This window comes from Streptomyces sp. NRRL S-31 (assembly GCF_000718775.1).
Lineage (GTDB): Bacteria > Actinomycetota > Actinomycetes > Streptomycetales > Streptomycetaceae > Streptomyces.
This window is the reverse complement of record NZ_JOCB01000098.1, coordinates 14489-31577: the sequence shown is the minus strand read 5'-3', so window position 1 is coordinate 31577 and position 17089 is coordinate 14489. Positions and strand designations below refer to the sequence as shown.

Here is a 17089-nt window from a genome sequence, read left to right as displayed (position 1 = left end):
GCCGACGGCCCCGGCCGTGCGTCCGCGGTGTCCGCCTGCGGGCCGAGCGGCCGTCGGGTGACGCCGGGCCGGCCGGCGGGCTCCGCGCGCAGCACCGTCTCCCTGCGGGCGCGCTTCAGGCTGACGCCCTCCGCCGCGGCCACCACCCGGCCGTCGTCGTCGAGCAGCCGCACCTCGGCGCTGAGAACGGTCGCGCCGGCGGCGGCGGGCAGTACCCGCGCGTGACACCACAGGGCGGCATCGGGCGTCGAGCCGGCGAACACCAGCCGCTCGACGGCCACCAGCAGGAAGGCGGTGTCCTCGGGCACGTCCGGCGGCAGGCACACGAACAGGGTCTGGAACATGGAGTCGGTGATGCCCGGGTGCAGCCGGTAGCGGCCGCTCTCGCCGTCGTGCGGCGCGCGGATCCGCGCCAGCGCCTGCCCGTCGCCCGCCCGGACGCTCTCCACCCAGCGGGCGCTCGGCCCGAGGTACACCCGCCGGCGCCACAGCCACCGGTAGAAGGCCTCGGCGGACCGCGGCGCGGCCAGACCCGCGGCCAACGCGTCCACCGGGAGGCGGGGCTGGTCCGCGGCGGGGACGACGGCCAGGCTTCCCTGGGCGTGCGGCGTCCAGGCGTCCGCCGTCTCCCCGGCGTCGTTCCGCGCGAAGTACCGCCACGTGCCCTGTCGCTCACCGGCGTGATCCACGGTGAGCTGCACATCGAGCGGCCGGCCCGCCTCCAGGACCAGGCTCTGCCGCACCAGGCAGTCCGACAGGATCACGGTGCCCGGCCCGTGGAGTGCCCGCGCGGCACCCAACGCGGCCTCCACGTACACGCCGAAGTTCACGATCGGCACGCCGTCCATGACGCAGTCCTCGACGCAGGGGTGCGTGTCGCGGTCCAGGCGCGCGGCGAACTGTGCCGTCGCCAGGGGTGAGGGCACCAGATGCCCCAGCAGGTCCGTCGTGCCGGTGCCGGCGCCCCGGGCGGAGGCCCGGCCGGGCACCGGCTCCGGCGCGGCCGGCGGGCCGGGCTCGATCGCGCGGATCCAGTGCCGCTCCCGCTGGAAGGGATAGGTGGGGAGCTCGGCCGGCCGCCACGGGCGGTCGGCGTGGAAGCGCTTCCAGTCGACCGGCACGCCACAGGTGTGCAGTGCGCCCAGGCCCTCGGCCACCGTCCTGGTCTCGTCGTGGGCCGGTCGCAGGGTGGGCACGAACCGCACCGGTTCGCCGCCCGCGAAGCCGGACGCGAAGCGCCCGGCCATTCCGGCGAGGGTGGGCGCCGGACCGACCTCCAGGAACAGCCGGTGGCCCCGCTCCAGGAGGGTCCGCATTCCCGCCATGAACTGGACCGGACGCCGCGCGTGGTCGCGGAGGTAGCGGGCGGTGTACCCGCCGTCCTCCAGCAGGGCGCCGGTGACGTTGGACGCCAGCGGGATCCGCAGCCGGCCGAAGCGGACGTCGGCCGCGGCCTGCTCGAAGGCGTCGAGCACCGGGTCCACCGACGGCGAGTGGAAAGCCCGCGACGAGCCCATCCGCAGCGTGCGCACCCCTTGGCCGGCCAGGGCCGCCAGCAGCGCGTCCACCGCGTCGGGGGCGCCGGCCACCACGACGCTCTCCGGACCGTTGACGGCGGCCACGGACACCCGTGCCGGACCGTCCGGGATCAGCGCCTCGACCACCGGGAGCGGCGCGAAGACGGACGCCATCGCGCCCCGGGGCAGGTCGTGCATCAGCCGGCCGCGGGTCGCGGCCAGCGAGAGGGCGTCCTCAATGCCGAGCGCCCCGGCGACGCAGGCCGCCGTCAGCTCGCCGACGCTGTGGCCCAGCACCGCGGCCGGCTCGATCCCCCACGAGCGCCACAGCTGCGCCAGGGCCCACTCGAAGGCGACCAGGACCGGCTGGGTCCAGCGGGTCTCGTGGATCAGTTCCTCGTCCTCGGGTGCCGGATCCAGGACGGTGAGCAGCGGGCGCCCCAGCAACGGGCGCAGCACCTCGTCGCAGCGGTCCAGGGCGGTACGGAACGCCGTCTCGGACGCGTAGAGCTCCCGTCCCATCCCGGGGCGCTGGGAGCCCTGTCCCGTGAAGAGGAAGACCACCTCCTGCTCGCTCCCGGTCGGCACCTGTCCGGTGCTGACCGCGCCGCCCCACGCCCCGTCGCCGGGCGGGTTCCCGGCGTCCGCCAGCAGCGTGGCCATCTCCCGCGCGGAACCGGCGGTGAGCGCCATGCGGTGGGGCAGGTGCGCGCGCCCCACGGCGGCCGTCGCGCACACGTCCTCCAGGGGTGTGCCGGCCTCCAGGACGGCGCGGTAGCCGTGTGCCAGTTCCACACACGCCGACGGGGTCCGGGCGGACAGCACCAGCAGGTGCGCCGGGCGCGGCGCGGCCGGGGCCGGGCGCGGTGCGGGCGGCGGGGCCTCGCCCACCACCAGGTGCGCGTTGGTGCCGCTCGCGCCGAACGAGCTGACGCCCGCCAGCCGCGGACGCTCCGCCGAACGCGGCCAGGGGGTCGGGACGGTGGGGATCTCCACCGTGCCGTCCTCGAGACCGATCGCCGGGTTGAGGCGGTCGAGGTGGAGGTGGGGCGGGATGCGCTCGTGCGTCAGGGCCAGCACGGTCTTGATCAGTCCTGCGATCCCGGCGGCCGCCTCGGCGTGGCCGATGTTGGTCTTCACCGAGCCGACGCGGAGGGGGGACGTCCGCTCGCCGCAGAGCACCGTGTGCAGGGCCCGCATCTCGATGGGGTCACCGAGCGGTGTCCCGGTGCCGTGCGCCTCCACGTAGGAGATGTCGGCCGGCGCGACTCCGGCGTCCCGCAGTGCCCCGGCCACCACGGCCCGCTGGGCCTGGGCGTTGGGCACGGTCACGCCGCTGCTGCGGCCGTCGTTGTTGACGGCCGATCCCCGGATCACCGCGAGGACCCGGTCGCCGTCGCGCTCGGCGTCCCGCAGCAGTTTGAGGACCACCATTCCGCAGCCCTCGCTGCGCACGTACCCGTCCGCCGCGGCGTCGAACGTCCGGCACACGCCGTGCGGGGACAGCGCCCGGGCCTGTGAGAGCACCACCGACCAGGCGGGGTTCAGCAGGACGTTGCACCCGCCGGCCAGGGCGAGGTCCGACTCGCCCGAGCGCAGGCTCTGGCAGGCCAGGTGCACGGCGACCAGCGAGGAGGAACAGGCCGTGTCCAGGGACAGACTCGGCCCGTGCAGCCCCAGCCAGTAGGAGAGCCGGCCCGCGCCGAACGTGCCCGCCCGGCTGCCGAGTGAGTACGCCTCCAGTTCCTCGACGCCAAGACGCAGTTGCTGCTCGGAGTAGTCGTGGTTCGTGATCCCGGCGAACACGCCGGTGGCCGACCCCCGCAGGCCCCCCGGGTCGATGCCGGCGTGTTCGAGGGCCTCCCAGGACACCTCCAGCAGCAGCCGGGTCTGCGGGTCCATGAAGGCCGCCTCACGGGGCGAGACCCCGAAGAACCGGGCGTCGAAACCGTCCACCGAGGTGAGGAAACCGCCCCGGCGGGACACCGTGCGGCCGGGGGCGTGCTCCGGGCCGCCGTCGTAGCGGCCGGCGTCCCACCGGGAGGCTGGCACCTCGGTGATGCCGTCACCGCCGCGGTCCAGGAACTCCCAGAACCGCCGCGGGTCGTCGGACCCGCCGGGGAACCGGCACCCCAGGCCCACGATCGCGACCGGTTCCGGGGTGCGCGGCGGGCGGGCGGCGAGTTGGCTCTTCAGCCGCCAGATCTCCCGGAGGGCGGCGGCGAGTGCGGCCCGGCTGTCCGGGACGGGTCGGTCGGTCATGGTCGTCACGCCTCCTTGGCGGGCCGCTGACACGCGGTGCCGAGTTCCTTCAGCAGCAGGTCCCGCAGTACGTCCTCGTCCAGCAGGCCCAGGGGATCGTCGCCGGGGCCGGGCAGTGGCGCACCGCCGGTGGGAGGCGGGGGTGCCGCCGCAGGGGCCGGCCCGGCCGTCGGCGCGGTGTCCCCCTGTGCCTCCTGTCCCAGGGCCTCGGCCAGTGCGCGGACGGTCGGGCACTCGAACAGAACAGCGGCGGAGATCGGCCGGTCCCACGCCTTCCGCAGGCGCGCGACCACCCGCACGGCCATCGCCGAGTCCATGCCCATCTGGAAGAAGCCCTCGTCCGGATCGACCTCCGCGGGCCGGTAGCCGAGCACGTCCGCCACGGCCTCGCGGACCAGCGCGAACGCGGACCGTGGACCGGAACCGGAACCGGAACCGGGACCCGGCCCGGTGCCGGACCGGGAGCCGGCGGGTACGGCCGTGGGCGCGGGGCCGGCGGGTACGGCCGTGGGGGCCGGGTCGGCGGGTACGGCCGCGGGGGCCGGGCCGGCGGGTACGGCCGCCGTGCCCGTCGTGGTCGGTGCGGGGGGCCCGGCGGAGCCGGCCGGGCGTCGCGTCCGGAACCAGAAGCGCTCGTGCGCCCACCGGTACACGGGGAGGGAGACCACCCTGGCGCACTCCGGTCCGGGTCCGAGGCCGACCGGCAGGCTCCTGGTGTACAGGGCTCCGAGGGCCTCGAGTCCGGCCCTGTCCTCGGGCTCTTCCCGCCGCATCACGGGCAGGGCCAGGCCGGGGACGGAGTCGGCGTCCAGGGTGTCCTGGACCGATGAGGTGAGGGTGGGGTGGGGTCCCATCTCCAGGAAGATCCCGTGACCGTCGCGGGCCAGCGCCCGCACCGCGTCCCGGAAGCGCACGGTCCTGCGGACGTTCGCCGCCCAGTAGGCCGCGCCCAGGTCGGTCCCGGCGACGGGTTCCCCGGTGACGGTCGAGTAGAGGGGGACCCGGGTCGCGGTGGGTGTGAGGCCCGACAGCGCTCGTGTCATCTCGTCCAGCACGCCCTCGACGAGGCGGCAGTGCGAGGCGCCCTCCGCGGCGAGCGGCTTGCAGAACACCTTGCGCTCGGTCAGGCGCGACGCCAGTTCCCGTACGCCTTCGGGGGTTCCGGCCACGATCGTGGCGGCCGGCCCGTTCGCGGCGGCCACGGACGCCTCCGTGATCCCGCTCCGCGCCAGGACGGCTTCCACCTCGTGCTCCGGGAGACCGGCGACGAGCATGGCGCCCCGGCCGCTCAGTCCCTCCAGGAGCCGGCTGCGGGTGCTGACCACGAGGGCGGCGTCCTCCAGGCCGAGGGCCCCGGCCACATGGGCCGCCGCCACCTCGCCCATGCTGTGCCCGACGATGGCGTCCGGCTCGACCCCCCAGGACCGCCACCTCGCCGCCAGCCCGACCGAGAGGGCGAAGAGCGCCGGTTGCACGAGGTCCGTGCGGGTCAGCGCCGCGTCCCGCGCCATGGCGTGGATCGTGTCGATCACCGAGTACCCGAGCCGGTGGCGCAGGGCCTCGTCGCACTCCTCGACGGCGGCCCGGAACACCGGGCAGCTGCCCATGAGTTCCCGGCCCATACGGGGCCGCTGCCCGCCCTGGCCGGGGAAGACGAAGACCGTCTTGCGCCCGAGGGGGGAGGAGGAACGCGCCCAGGCGGTGCCCGCCGCGGCCGGATCGTCCAGCCATGCGTCGATGCGGTCGGCGGCCTCGGCGGGCGATGCCGCGACGACCGCGAGCCGGTGCTCGTGGTGGGTGCGGCGCGCCGCCGCCGTGTGCACGATGTCGGCGAACGGGGTGCTCGCCCCCTGGGGGGAGCGGAGGTGGTCCCGGTAGGCCGCGGCCATCGCCCGGAGGCTCTCGCCGCTCGCCGCCGAGACCGGCAGCACGTACGCGCCGCCGGGTGCGGGCGTGCGGGCGGTGTCCGCGGGGGCGGGGCCCAGGATCGCGTGGGCGTTGGTGCCGCCGGCGCCGAAGGCGCTCACGGCGGCGTTCCGGTGGTCGTCGGGGACGTCCCAGGGCCGCGTCTTTGCGGGGATCTCGAACCGCGTACCGTCCAGGGCGATCCGCGGGTTGACCTCGCGCACATGGAGGGTCCGCGGCACACGCCGGTGGTGGATGCTCAGCGCCGCCTTGATCAGGCCGGCGATCCCCGCGGCGGGTTCGAGGTGGCCGATGTTCGACTTCGCGGAGCCCAGTGCGCAGCCGAAGCCGCTGCCGTCGTCCTTCCCGTAGCTCTCGGTCAGCGCCTCGACCTCGATGGGGTCACCGAGCGCGGTGCCCGTCCCGTGGGCCTCCACCAGGGTGATCCGGCCGGGCGGGAGCCCGGCGTCGCGCAGCGCCCGCCGGACCACCTCCTGCTGGGCCGGCCCGCTGGGCGCCAGCATGCCGTTGGTCCGCCCGTCCTGGTTCACGGCGGTGCCGCGGATCACGGCCCAGATCCGGTCCCCGTCGGCCAGCGCGTCCGAGAGCCGCCTGAGGACGACGGCGCCCACGCCCTCCGCCCGGGTGAAGCCGTCGGCCGACGCGTCGAACGTCTTGCAGCGGCCGTCGGAGGCCAGCAGCCCGTCGTCGGCGTAGGTGCGGGCCACCGTCGGCGAGAGCAGCAGCTGTACGCCGCCGGCCACCGCGCCGGAGCACTCCCGCTGCCGCAGGCTCCGGCAGGCGAGGTGCACGGCGACCAGCGAGGAGGAGCAGGCCGAGTCCACGACCATGCTGGGTCCGCGCAGGTCCAGGACGTACGACAGCCGGTTGGCGATCGCCGACCCGGTCCCTCCCAGCAGCGTGTGCATGTCGACGTCGTCGCTCGCGGCCAGTTGCAGGTGGAAGTACTCGCTGGAGTTGGCGCCCACGAACACGCCGACCTCGGCCCCGCGCAGGTCCTGCCGGGTCCGGCCGGCGTCCTCCAGGGCCTCCCAGGCCACCTCGAGGAAGAGCCGTTGCTGCGGGTCCATCCGCGCGGCCTCGGCGGGCGCGATGCCGAAGAACCGGGCGTCGAAGGCGTCCACTTCCTCGATGAACGACCCGAATGCCGGCGGCCCGGGAGAGTCCGCCGGGCTTCCGCGTCCGCCCCACCGCTCCGCGGGCACCGGGGTCACCGTGTCGGTGCCGTCGCACAGCAGGTCCCAGAACCGCGCGGGCGAGGTCGCACCGCCCGGGAAACGGCAGCCCATCCCCACCACGGCGATCGGTTCGTGCCGGTCCTCCTGCAACTCCTCCAGCCTGACCCGTGCCTCTCGTACGGCCCGCAGGGCGGCCGTCAGCTCCGCCCGGTACGACGTGCCCGGCATCCCGTCGGTCTCCTTCATGCCGTGTTCTCCATCCGTTGTGCGAGGGCCGCCAGTTCACGCCTCAGCTCGGCCTCCAGCTCCCTGACGCCGTCGGCGCCGCTCCGGTCACCGGGCTCCTGTCCTCCGCCGCTGTCCGGTGACGCGGACGGGTGGCCGGCGGGCTCTTCGGCCGTGGCGCCGAGCCTTCGGGCGATGAGCGCGGACAGCGCGGACACCGTGGGGTGGTTCCACACCGTGCTGTCCGGCAGCCGCAGGCCGAAGACCGTCTGCCACCGGTTGCACAGTTCGACGCCCATGGCCGACGTCATGCCGAGTTCGCGCAGGGGTCGGTCGTCGTCGGCCTCCGAAAGCGGCTGACCCACCAGGTGGGCGACCGTCGAGCGGACCGTCCCGGTGACGGACGGCGGGGCGGGGGGCCTGGCCGGTGCGGAGGGTGACGGCGCCGGCGGCCGTGGAGGTGCGGGGTCCGGGCGGAGCGGCGGCGAGGCCACCGGCCGCCGGGCGGGTGCCGCGGCGGGGGGTGCGCCGACGGGAGCCGCCGGACCCGGTAGGGGGAACCGCGTGCGCTGCCAGGGGTGGGCCGGGGGTTTCCAGGCAGGGGCCGCCGGCGCCGGCATGCGCACCGGCACCCCCAGCACGAAAAGCCGGGCCAGCAGTGTGTGGAGGTGTCCGCGTTCCCCGGCCGCGGCGCTTTCCGGCGTCTCGTCCCCGCCGGTGCCCTCGCTGTCGGTGTCCACCCCGGCCGGGTCGTCGCCGCCGGTTCCGGCCAGCACATGCAGGACGGGACGGGCCCGCAGTTCCACGACGACGTCGACGCCCTCCTGCCGCAGCCTGGCCAGCTCCTCGTCACCGAGGCCGCCCTGGCACGGTGGTGTGTCCGGCGCCTCGGACAGGTCGAGGACCGGGACGGTTCCTTCCCCCGCCGTTTCCGGGCCATGTCCTTCCGGGGGCTGCTCCGCCGGCGAACGCTCCCCCGGCGCAGGCTCCGCCCGGTCCGCCTCGCCGGCCGCCCGGCGGACCTCCTCGGCCGGCGGCAGCACACCGGCCTCGTGCGACACACCCGGCTCGTGCAGCACACCGGCCTCGTGCAGGGCGCCGACGAGCCCGGCGCCCCGGCCCGCGACTACATCCGGCCTGACCCCCCAGGAGCGCAGCAGCGCGGCCAGCTCCCGCTGGAGCGTGAGGGCGTCCGCGGCGGACGGGCCGCCCGGAAGGCCACCGCCGGCCACCGGCGGACGCGGTCCGGCCGGATCACCCGGTCGAGCCGGCCCGTCCGGCGCGGAACGGCCGGACAGCGCCCGGACCGCGCGACCGCTCTCCGCCGCCCCCGCCCGGAAGGCCGGTTCGCCCGGCAGCTCACCCATCGGAGCCGGGAAGGCGCCGGGTCCGCGGTCGTCGGGGAACAGGAACGCCGTGCGGGGTCGACGTTGTGCGGCTCGCGGAGACCACACCGTGCCCCTGGCGCGCTCACCGGCGGCGTGGGCGCGCAGCGCCCGGACCAGGTCCTTCGGCGAGGAAGCGACCACGGCGAGCCGATGGGCGTGGGCGGTGCGCCGCGCGGTGGCAGCGGCCACGTCCCGCACGGGCAGGTCCGCCTCCCGCTCGATCGCGGCGGCGGTGCGCCCGGCGAGCTCCCGCAGCGCCGTGCCGCTCTTCGCGGACAGCGTGACGAGGGCCGGCGGCTCGTCGGCGGGCGCGGCGGACCGGGCTGCCGCGAGGGGGCGCAGCAGCGCCGCCCGGTCCCCGTCGGTCCAGCCGGCGACGGGCAGGACGAGGGCTCCGCGGCCGTCGTCGTCCGCGGTCTGCCGCAGGGCCTCGGTGACCACCGGGTGCCCTCCGCAGTCGACGAGGACGCGGCAGCCCCCGGCCAGCACCGCGGCCACCGTGTCGTGCAGGCGCAGGAGTTCGCGTGGTCCGCGGACCGTGCGGTGCGCGCCCGTGGAGGCGCGGGCGAGGTCACCGCCGTCGTACGCCGACAGGACGGGGACCCGCCCCGGCCGCAGCATCGCGGTCCGGGCGCCGGTGCCATCCGTCCACCGCGGACGCAGGCCGTCGGCATCGGCCCGGCCGAGCAGGGCACAGCGTCTCCCGGCGGCTGCCAGGGCGCCCACCGCGGCGTGCAGTTCGTCCGGCGGTCCGGTGAGGAGCGTGGTGCGCGTGCCCAGCCGTGCGGCCACCCGGACCGTCGTGGACACCGGCAGGGCGGGGTCGTCGGCGGCGGCCTCGGCAACGGCCACCGCCTCGGCCCGGCCCGCTCCCCGGTCCGGGTCGAGCAGCGGCACCGCGTCGGCGATGTCCAGCAGCCCGGCGGCGACGCACGCCGCGATCTCGCCGGCGCCGATGCCCAGATAGGAAGCCGGTTCGGTGCCGGCCTCCCGCAGCAGGGCGACGGTCGACAGGTGGAAAGCGAACACGGCCCGGGGGCCGGGCGCGGTGCCCTCGGCGGGAGGCGGCAGCGACGGTCGCCCCGCGTGCCGTGCGAAGGCCCGGGCGCACTCCTGCCACGTCTCCCGGAACACCCGCCGGGTCCTCCACAGACGGCGTGCCGTAGCGGCCCAGCCGCTTCCGAGCGGGCCGAGTACGAGGACGGGACCGGCCCCGGCGCGATGGGGTGATCGCTGCCCGGCGGGGCCGGCACCGGTCCCCTCCGTCCGCTCTGTCCCCTCCAGGATCACGTGGACGTTGGAGCCTCCCCAGCCGAAGGAGCTGACGCCGGCCAGGGCCGGAGTGCGGTCGGGCCAGGGTTCGAGCCCCCGCGGCAGGCGCAGCCCGGAGAAGTCGATGTGCGGATTGGGCGTGGTGCAGTGCAGGTTGGCCGGGACGGCCCGGTGCCGGAGCACCAGCGCGGTCTTGATCAGTCCGGCGATGCCGGCCGCCGCCTCCAGGTGACCGATCCGGCTCTTGACGGCACCGAGCACCAGCGGCCGGTCCGGCGGCCGGCCCTCGCCCAGCACCGTCTTGAGCGCCGAGACCTCGATGTGGTCGCCGAGCGCCGTGCCCGTGCCGTGCGTCTCCACGTAGTGGACGTCGGCGGGCAGCACCCCCGCCCTGCGGCAGGCGTCCCGCAGCACCTCTTCCTGCGCCGCCGGGTTCGGCGCCGTCAGCCCGTTGCTCGGTCCGTCGTTGTTGGTGGCGGACCCGCGGATGACGCACCAGACGTCGTCCCCGTCGGCGCGGGCGGCGGACAGCGTCTTCAGGACCACCGCGCCGCATCCCTCGCCGCGGCCGTATCCGTCGGCCGAGGCGTCGAAGGTCTTGCAGCGCCCGTCGGCGGACAGGCCGCCGAAGGCGCGCAGCGACCGGAACGACTCCTCGGTCAGCAGCAGGCTGACCCCGCCGGCGATGGCGGTGGTCGCCTCCCCGGTACGCAGGGCCTGACAGGCGAGGTGAACCGCCAGCAGCGAGGACGAGCAGGCGGTGTCGACGGCCATGCTGGGCCCGCGCAGGCCGAGCGCGTAGGAGAGTCGGTTCGCCGTCATGTTGAGCGCCCGCCCGGTGGCCGTGTACGGCGACACGGGGGCCGTTCGAGCACGTTCGGCCCAGTCGTGCCAGCTGACGCCCACGTAGACCCCGGTCCGCGAGCCGCGCAGCGCCCGCTGGTCGAGCCCCGCGTCCTCGATCGCCTCCCAGGCCACCTCCATGAAGAGCCGCTGCTGCGGGTCCATCTCGCGCGCTTCGTCCGGCGCGATGCCGAAGAACCGCGCGTCGAAACCCTCGATGTGCTCGTCGGCCAGGAGCCCGGCGCGGGCCGGGAGGGGCGGACTGTCCTCCCCGGTGCGGGGCCAGCGTCCCGCGGGCAGCGGGAGCACGGGGTCGTTGCCGTCGACGAGCATGCGCCAGAAGGCGGTCACACCGTCCGCGCCGGGGAAACGGCATGCCTGGCCGATGACGGCGATGGGCTCCTGCTCGGCCTGCGGCCGAGCGCCACCGGTGGTACGGGTGATACCGGTGGTACGGGTGATACCGGTGATACCGGTGATACCGGGCGCCGCGGTCCCTGGGTTCCCCATGGCGGTAACGGGCCGGGCGTCCGCCGTGGCGCCGGGAGCGTCGGTGTGCACGCCGTACCTCGGCGGGGTGCCGGCAGCCCAGTCCGGCGCGGGGGCCATGGCGTCGCCTGGCTCGCATACGACGCCGACGGGGGCGTCACCGGAGTCACCGCCGGCCGGTGTCGCCGCCCGCATCGGGAGCCTGCCGGGCGTCGGGTGGTCGTCGAGCGTCGGGAGTCCCTCGGGTGTCGGGGACTCGCCGGGCGTCGGATGATCGGCTCCGGTCCTGGCGGCGGCCAAGTGGTCGGCTCCGGTCGGCAGACCGCCGAGGGTCGGGAACTCGCCGGGCATCGGATGGTCGTCGAGCGTCGCGAGTCCCTCAGGTGTCGGGAACTCGCCAGGCATCGGGGGCTCGCCGGGTGTCGGATGATCGGCTCCGGCCCTGGCGGCCAAGTGGTCGGCTCCGGTCGGCAGCCCGCCGGGAGCCGGGAACTCGCCGGGCATCGGGTGGTCGTCGAGCGTCGCGAGTCCCTGAGGTGTCGGGAACTCGCCAGGCATCGGGGACTCGCCGGGCGTCGGATGATCGGCTCCGGTCCTGGCGGCGGCCAAGTGGTCGGCTCCGGTCGGCAGCCCGCCGGGAGCCGGGGACCCGCCGAGCATCGGGTGGTCGTCGAGCGTCGCGAGTCCCTCGGGTGTCGGAAACTCGCCAGGCATCGGGGACTCGCCGGGAGTCGGATGATCGGCCTCGGTGCAGGCCGCTGGGTTGGCGGCTTCAGTGCGGGCCGCCAAGTGGTCGGCGAGTTCGGCGCAGGTCGGGTGGTCGAACAGCGTCTTCGGTTGCACCCGCAGACCGCAGGCCGTGCTCAGCCGCTCGGCCAGACGCAGGGTGAGCATCGAGTCGAGGCCGAGTTCCCGCAGCGGACGCCCGGTGTCGACCGTGTCGCCGTCGGGACAGCCGAGCACGGCGGCTGCCGCGGCGGCGACCAGCTCGACGGTCACGCCGCGGTGTCCGTCTGCGCCGGCGGCGGCCGGACGCACGCCGGGCCCGGTCGCCGTACGGCGTGCCGGTCTGGCCGCGCCGGGCTCCGCGCCCGGCGCGGCCAGACCGGGAAGCCAGTGCGGGCGCCGGGTGAAGGCGTAGGCCGGCAGGGCCACGGCGCGTGCGCCGGTGCCGTCCCACACCGCTTCCCACCGCACCTCGGTGCCGGCGACGTGTGCGGCCGCGAGTGCCGCGAAGAAGCGCGATGAGTCACCCTCGCCGCGGGCGATCGTCTCCACCAGGTGCACCCCGAGCCCGGCCGCCGAAGCCGTGGCGTGCACCGCGGGGAGAAGCACCGGGTGCGGGCCGACCTCGACGAACACCCGGGTGCCCGCCGCTGTGAGCGCCCCCACCGCGTCGGAGAACCGGACCTCGTGCCGCAGGTTGCGGTACCAGTACGAGGCGTCGAGCCGCTCGGTGTCGAACAGGCCGCCGGTGAGGGACGAGTAGAAGGGCACCCGCCCGCGCCGGGGACGGACGCCGGCCAGTTCCCCGGCCAGTCGCTCAGCCAGTGCTTCCACCGCCGGCGAGTGCGACGGGTAGTCCACGGCGATCCGCTTGACCCGCACGCCGTCCCCCGCCAGCGCGGCGACGGCCTCGTCGAGCAACGGGCCGGGGCCCGCGATCACGGTCGCGTCCGGGCTGTTGGTGGCGGCACGAGTGAGGCGGCCCGCCCAGGGACGCAGCCGTTCGGCGAGGGCGTCCTCGCCCAGCAGCACCGACGCCATACCACCGGTTCCCGCCAGATGGCGGCCGATCAGGCGGCTCCGGACGGTCACGATCCGCCCCGCGTCCGCCAGTGACAGCGCCCCGGCCACGTAGGCCGCGGCCACCTCGCCCTGGGAGTGCCCCAGCACGGCCGCGGGCTCCACCCCGTGCTCGCGCCACAGTGCCGCGAGCGCGACCATGACCGCGAACAGGACGGGCTGGACGACGTCCACGCGGTCCGGGGACGGGGTGCCGGGGCGACCCTCCAGCACGTCCGTCAGGCTCCAGCCCGTCAGGGGGTCCAGCTCAGCCGCGCAGTCCGCCACCGCGGCGGCGAACGCCGGCTGCTCGGACAGCAGCCGCCGCGCCATGCCCGGCCACTGGGTGCCCTGCCCGGGGAAGAGGAAGGCGGCCGGCCGGTTGCGCGGTACGGTGCCGGTGAGAACACCGGCGGCGGACCTGCCGCCGGCCAGGGCGTCCAGGCCGGCGAGGAACGCGTCCCGGTCGCGGGCGACGACGGCGGCCCGGTGTTCGAACACCGAACGCGTCCGGGCCAGGGAAAGCCCCGCGTCGGCCGACGCCAGCTCCGGCCGTGCCCGTAGGTGGGCGGCCAGCCGCGCGGCCTGCTCGGCGAGAGCCGTACGGTCCCGGCCGTGCAGGAGCCAGGGCCCCGCGGCACGGTCCGGCCACCCGCCCGGCTGTCCCGTGGGACGCGGCGAACCGGGACCCGTCGTCGGGGGGGCCGTACGCTCCGCCGCCGAGAAGGCATCGGCGGCGGCCACCACCACATGGCAGTTGGAGCCGCCCACCCCGAAGGAACTGACGCCGGCCACCTTCGCTCCCCCCGCCCATGGCACCGGCACCCGGGGTACCCGCAGCCGGCGGACCTCCGCCTCGACGGCGGGCGCGGCGGTCTCGAAGTTCAGGCTGGGCGGGAGGACGTCGTGCTCGAGGCTCAGCACCGTCTTCAGCAGTCCCGCGATGCCCGCGCCGCCCTCCAGGTGCCCGATGTTGGTCTTGACCGACCCGACGAGCAGCGGGCGGCCGGCGGGCCGCCCGGGGCCGAACACCGCGCCCAGCGCGGAAGCCTCCACCGCGTCACCCACCGGTGTGCCTGTGCCGTGCAGTTCGACGTACGCGGCCCGCGCCGGGTCGACACCGGCCGCCGTCCAGGCGCGTCGCAGGACATCCTCCTGGGCCTCGGCGTCGGGCGTGCTCAGGTCCGGGCCGCCCCCGTCGTTGTTGGTCGCGGTCCCGAGGATCACGGCCCGCACGGCGTCCCCGTCCGCCACCGCCCGCTCCAGCGGCTTGAGCACCAGGACGGCGCCGCCCTCGCCGCGTACGTACCCGTTGGCGCGGGCGTCGAAGGTGAAGCACCTCGCGTCGGACGACAGCACGCCCAGGGCCCGGACCCGCTCGGTGGTCTCGGCCGCGAGATTCAGCTGCACCCCGGCGGCCAGGGCGAGTTCGCTCTCCCCCCGCAGCAGGCTCTGGCAGGCCAGGTGCACCGAGACCAGCGAGGAGGCCTGTCCGCAGTCGACGGTCAGGCTAGGTCCGCGGGCTCCGAGCAAGTAGGAGACCCGGTTGGCCAGCAGCGTGCGCTGTAGGCCGGTGAGGCTGTGGGCGGTGGGGGGTCCCGCGCCGGCGGAGAGCAGGGCGTAGTCGTCCGTCATGGCGCCGACCCAGACGCCGGTGCGGCTGCCGCGCAGACCGGCGGGCACGATGCGCGCGTCCTCCAGTGCCTCCCAGGCGAGTTCCAGCAGCAGCCGGTGCTGGGGGTCGGTCGCGGCCGCCTCACGCGGGGACATGGCGAAGAAGGGCGCGTCGAAGCCGGCCACGTCGTCGAGCCAGCCGCCCACGTCCGTGGCTGTCGGCGGCAGGTACCGGGACCGTACCGGCCCTGGACGGTCCACGGCGTGGCGTCCTTCGATCAGCAGCCGCCACAACGCGTCGGGGTCCGGCGCACCCGGCAGCCTGCACGACGCACCGATCACCGCCACCGCACTGGCGCGGACGGGCGCGTTTGCGGGGGTGTGCGCTTCGGTGGGGGACATGAGGAACTCCTCGCTGACCGCGGACGGGATCCGGATCGATGGACGCTCCGGGCGACGGCGTTCGTGCCGGTGGGCGGGGGAAGGCGGGGGCCGCGCTGCGACCCGGGGGGTTCCGGCGCGTCGGGTCGCCGGGCCGGTCCGATACGTTCACTTGGGGCCGACTCGACATGTTTCCCGCGTGGGCCGACTCGACATGTATCCCGCGTGGGCTGGCTCGATACATTTCCCGCGTGGAGTGCGTGGAGTGGGCGGCGCCGACGGCGATCGATCGCGCCGGCCCACCTGCGCCGTCGGGACGGCGGTCCCCGGTCGGTCGGTACCTACGGAGGTGGAGCGGTTCGAGAGTGATGCGGCAGCGGTGCTCAGTTCATGCGCCATGTTTCCAGAGCGGCCGGAAGACCGGCGGCGAATTCGGCGAGCGAAGGCAATTCCGACATCTCTTTCCGCATCGACCGGGCGCGCTCGCGGAAATCGGGGCTGGCGATTACCCGCCGACAGGCCGCGGCCAGACCGAAAGGGGTGGCGTCGGCGTGGTGAACGTTTTCGGACAGGCCGAGCCGCGCGCACTGTGCGGCATTGTAGGTCTGCTCGGCGATCAGCGGAACAGTGACCATGGGAACGCCGTACGACAGTGATTCCCGCACACTGTTGAAGCCCGCGTGGGTGAGGAAGAGATCGCAGTGCTCCAGCAACAGGGGAGGCGGAACGTCTCCGGTGAAATGGACACGTTCCGCAGTGGCCGCCCGTTCGGGGCGCGGCAGGTCACGGCCGGACATGAAGGCGACGCAGTCGAGTTCCGCGAGTGCGTCGACCACGGTCTCCATCAGGCGTTCCACCCGCGGTCGGTCCGCGCCGCGCAGCAGCGGGACCAGAGTCCCGAAGCTCACCAGGACCACGGGGCGCCCGCCGCGGCCGGCGAGTGCGGCGTCGATCTCCTCGGGTATCCGGTGGCGCGCGTCCCGGGGGTTCTCGTGCCCGTGGTGGGCCACCCGCGGCATGCCGGCCACCGCGGGGTCATAGCCGGCCGGGACGAGAGCGATGTGGCGGTAGCGGTACAGGCTCGTGCCCTCGGGGTCCGGCGGGAGCCCGAGGGCCGCGCGGTGGGAAGCGATGAGCGGGGCGAGGGCGGCCGGGGAGAGCCGCGGGGCGGGTCCGCCCGAGATGCCGAGCGAGACGTGCGGGACCCCCAGCGCCTCGGCGGTCAGGTACCCGCCGAACTCCAGCCAGGAGCGCACGACGACATCGGGCCGCCACTCCTGTGCCGCCTCGATCAGGGAACGCGCCGCGGCGAGGGCCGTGGGCCCGGTGAAGTACCGCAGGGCCAGGCCGTATCTGAGGCCGTCGTCCCGCAGGCGCGGACCCAGCTCGCCGCCCAGCGCCTGTACCTCCCGCGCCATGCGCGGGCGCCAGTCCTGCCCGGCCGGCAGGTGCCGCAGTCCCTCGCCGCGCAGGTGGTCCGCCATGGCCGCGGTGGTCCCCACCGCGACGTCGTGTCCTGCCGTGCGCAGGATCCGGGCCAGGGGCAGCACACCGCGCACATTCGACAGCATTCCGTGAGTGGTGACCAGGACGCGCACGGCAGCTCCAGACGTGGGGGGAAAAGGAAAACCAACCGGTGATATGGCGGGGGAATACGCCGGTATAAGGAATGTGATTTTCGAGGCCGACATTCAATCCGGAATGGCGGGCGTCATACGGCTGGCGGCGTTGACCCGGGAGCCGGCAGGGAGGGCAGGGGGGTCGGCAATTCAATTTACACAGTACCCAGCAGCAGCGGACCTCAAGTGTGACGTGCGTCACTTGTCTCCGCCATTTGCTCTCCTCTACAGTGGCTCTCCGTAGCTCTGCGTGCTACGTGTTCACACTTCCGCCGACTCGCAGACGCGAGGTCGAATTCAGCGGAACGCCTTTTCTTTTGTTGCCTTGATTTTCCGGCCGAGGAGCGGACGTCGAAACGAGCAGCGGCTCAAACCTCCCGGCCAAGGACGGTTCACACGTATGAGCCAGTCGATGCTGTGGAACGGGCCGTCCTCATGTCCGGCCGGCAGACCATGTGGGTACGGCCGACCTCCGGCAAGTGCGATCTGCACGATCTCCAGCTACGTCACGCGCCGCAGTCCTCGACCTTCCCTCACTGGCGACTGCGCGACCGTACATACCCCTTGGGTTTGAGGTTCCAGCAATGCGG

General features: G+C 75.1%; 4 protein-coding genes. All 4 read right to left on the bottom strand.

The features are described from left to right. Positions 1-3779 (bottom strand): type I polyketide synthase (locus IF37_RS39920; RefSeq protein ID WP_158727416.1); only part of this gene is annotated, 3779 nt, incomplete at its 3' end. 5 nt (positions 3780-3784) lie between these two features. After that, a complete protein-coding gene (locus tag IF37_RS0130890; protein WP_052845467.1) occupies positions 3785-7129 on the bottom strand; it encodes a type I polyketide synthase in 3345 nt (1114 codons plus the stop codon). After that, positions 7126-14901 carry a type I polyketide synthase gene (locus tag IF37_RS41010; protein ID WP_052845466.1) on the bottom strand — a complete coding sequence of 2592 codons (7776 nt, stop codon included), beginning with the start codon at positions 14899-14901 and terminating at the stop codon, positions 7126-7128. Before IF37_RS41010 ends, IF37_RS0130890 begins: the two co-directional genes overlap by 4 nt. Positions 14902-15263: 362 nt before the next feature. Beyond that, entirely contained in the window at positions 15264-16451 is a 1188-nt protein-coding gene (locus IF37_RS0130880; RefSeq protein ID WP_158727415.1) for a glycosyltransferase, read from the bottom strand. Between the last annotated feature and the right edge of the window lie 638 nt (positions 16452-17089).

Excerpts from the sequence above, each read along its gene's own strand:
- IF37_RS0130890 (WP_052845467.1), bottom strand. The coding sequence starts at position 7,129 with ATGAAGGAGACCGACGGGATGCCGGGCACGTCGTACCGGGCGGAGCTG.
- IF37_RS41010 (WP_052845466.1), bottom strand. The coding sequence starts at position 14,901 with ATGTCCCCCACCGAAGCGCACACCCCCGCAAACGCGCCCGTCCGCGCC.
- IF37_RS0130880 (WP_158727415.1), bottom strand. The coding sequence starts at position 16,451 with ATGCTGTCGAATGTGCGCGGTGTGCTGCCCCTGGCCCGGATCCTGCGC.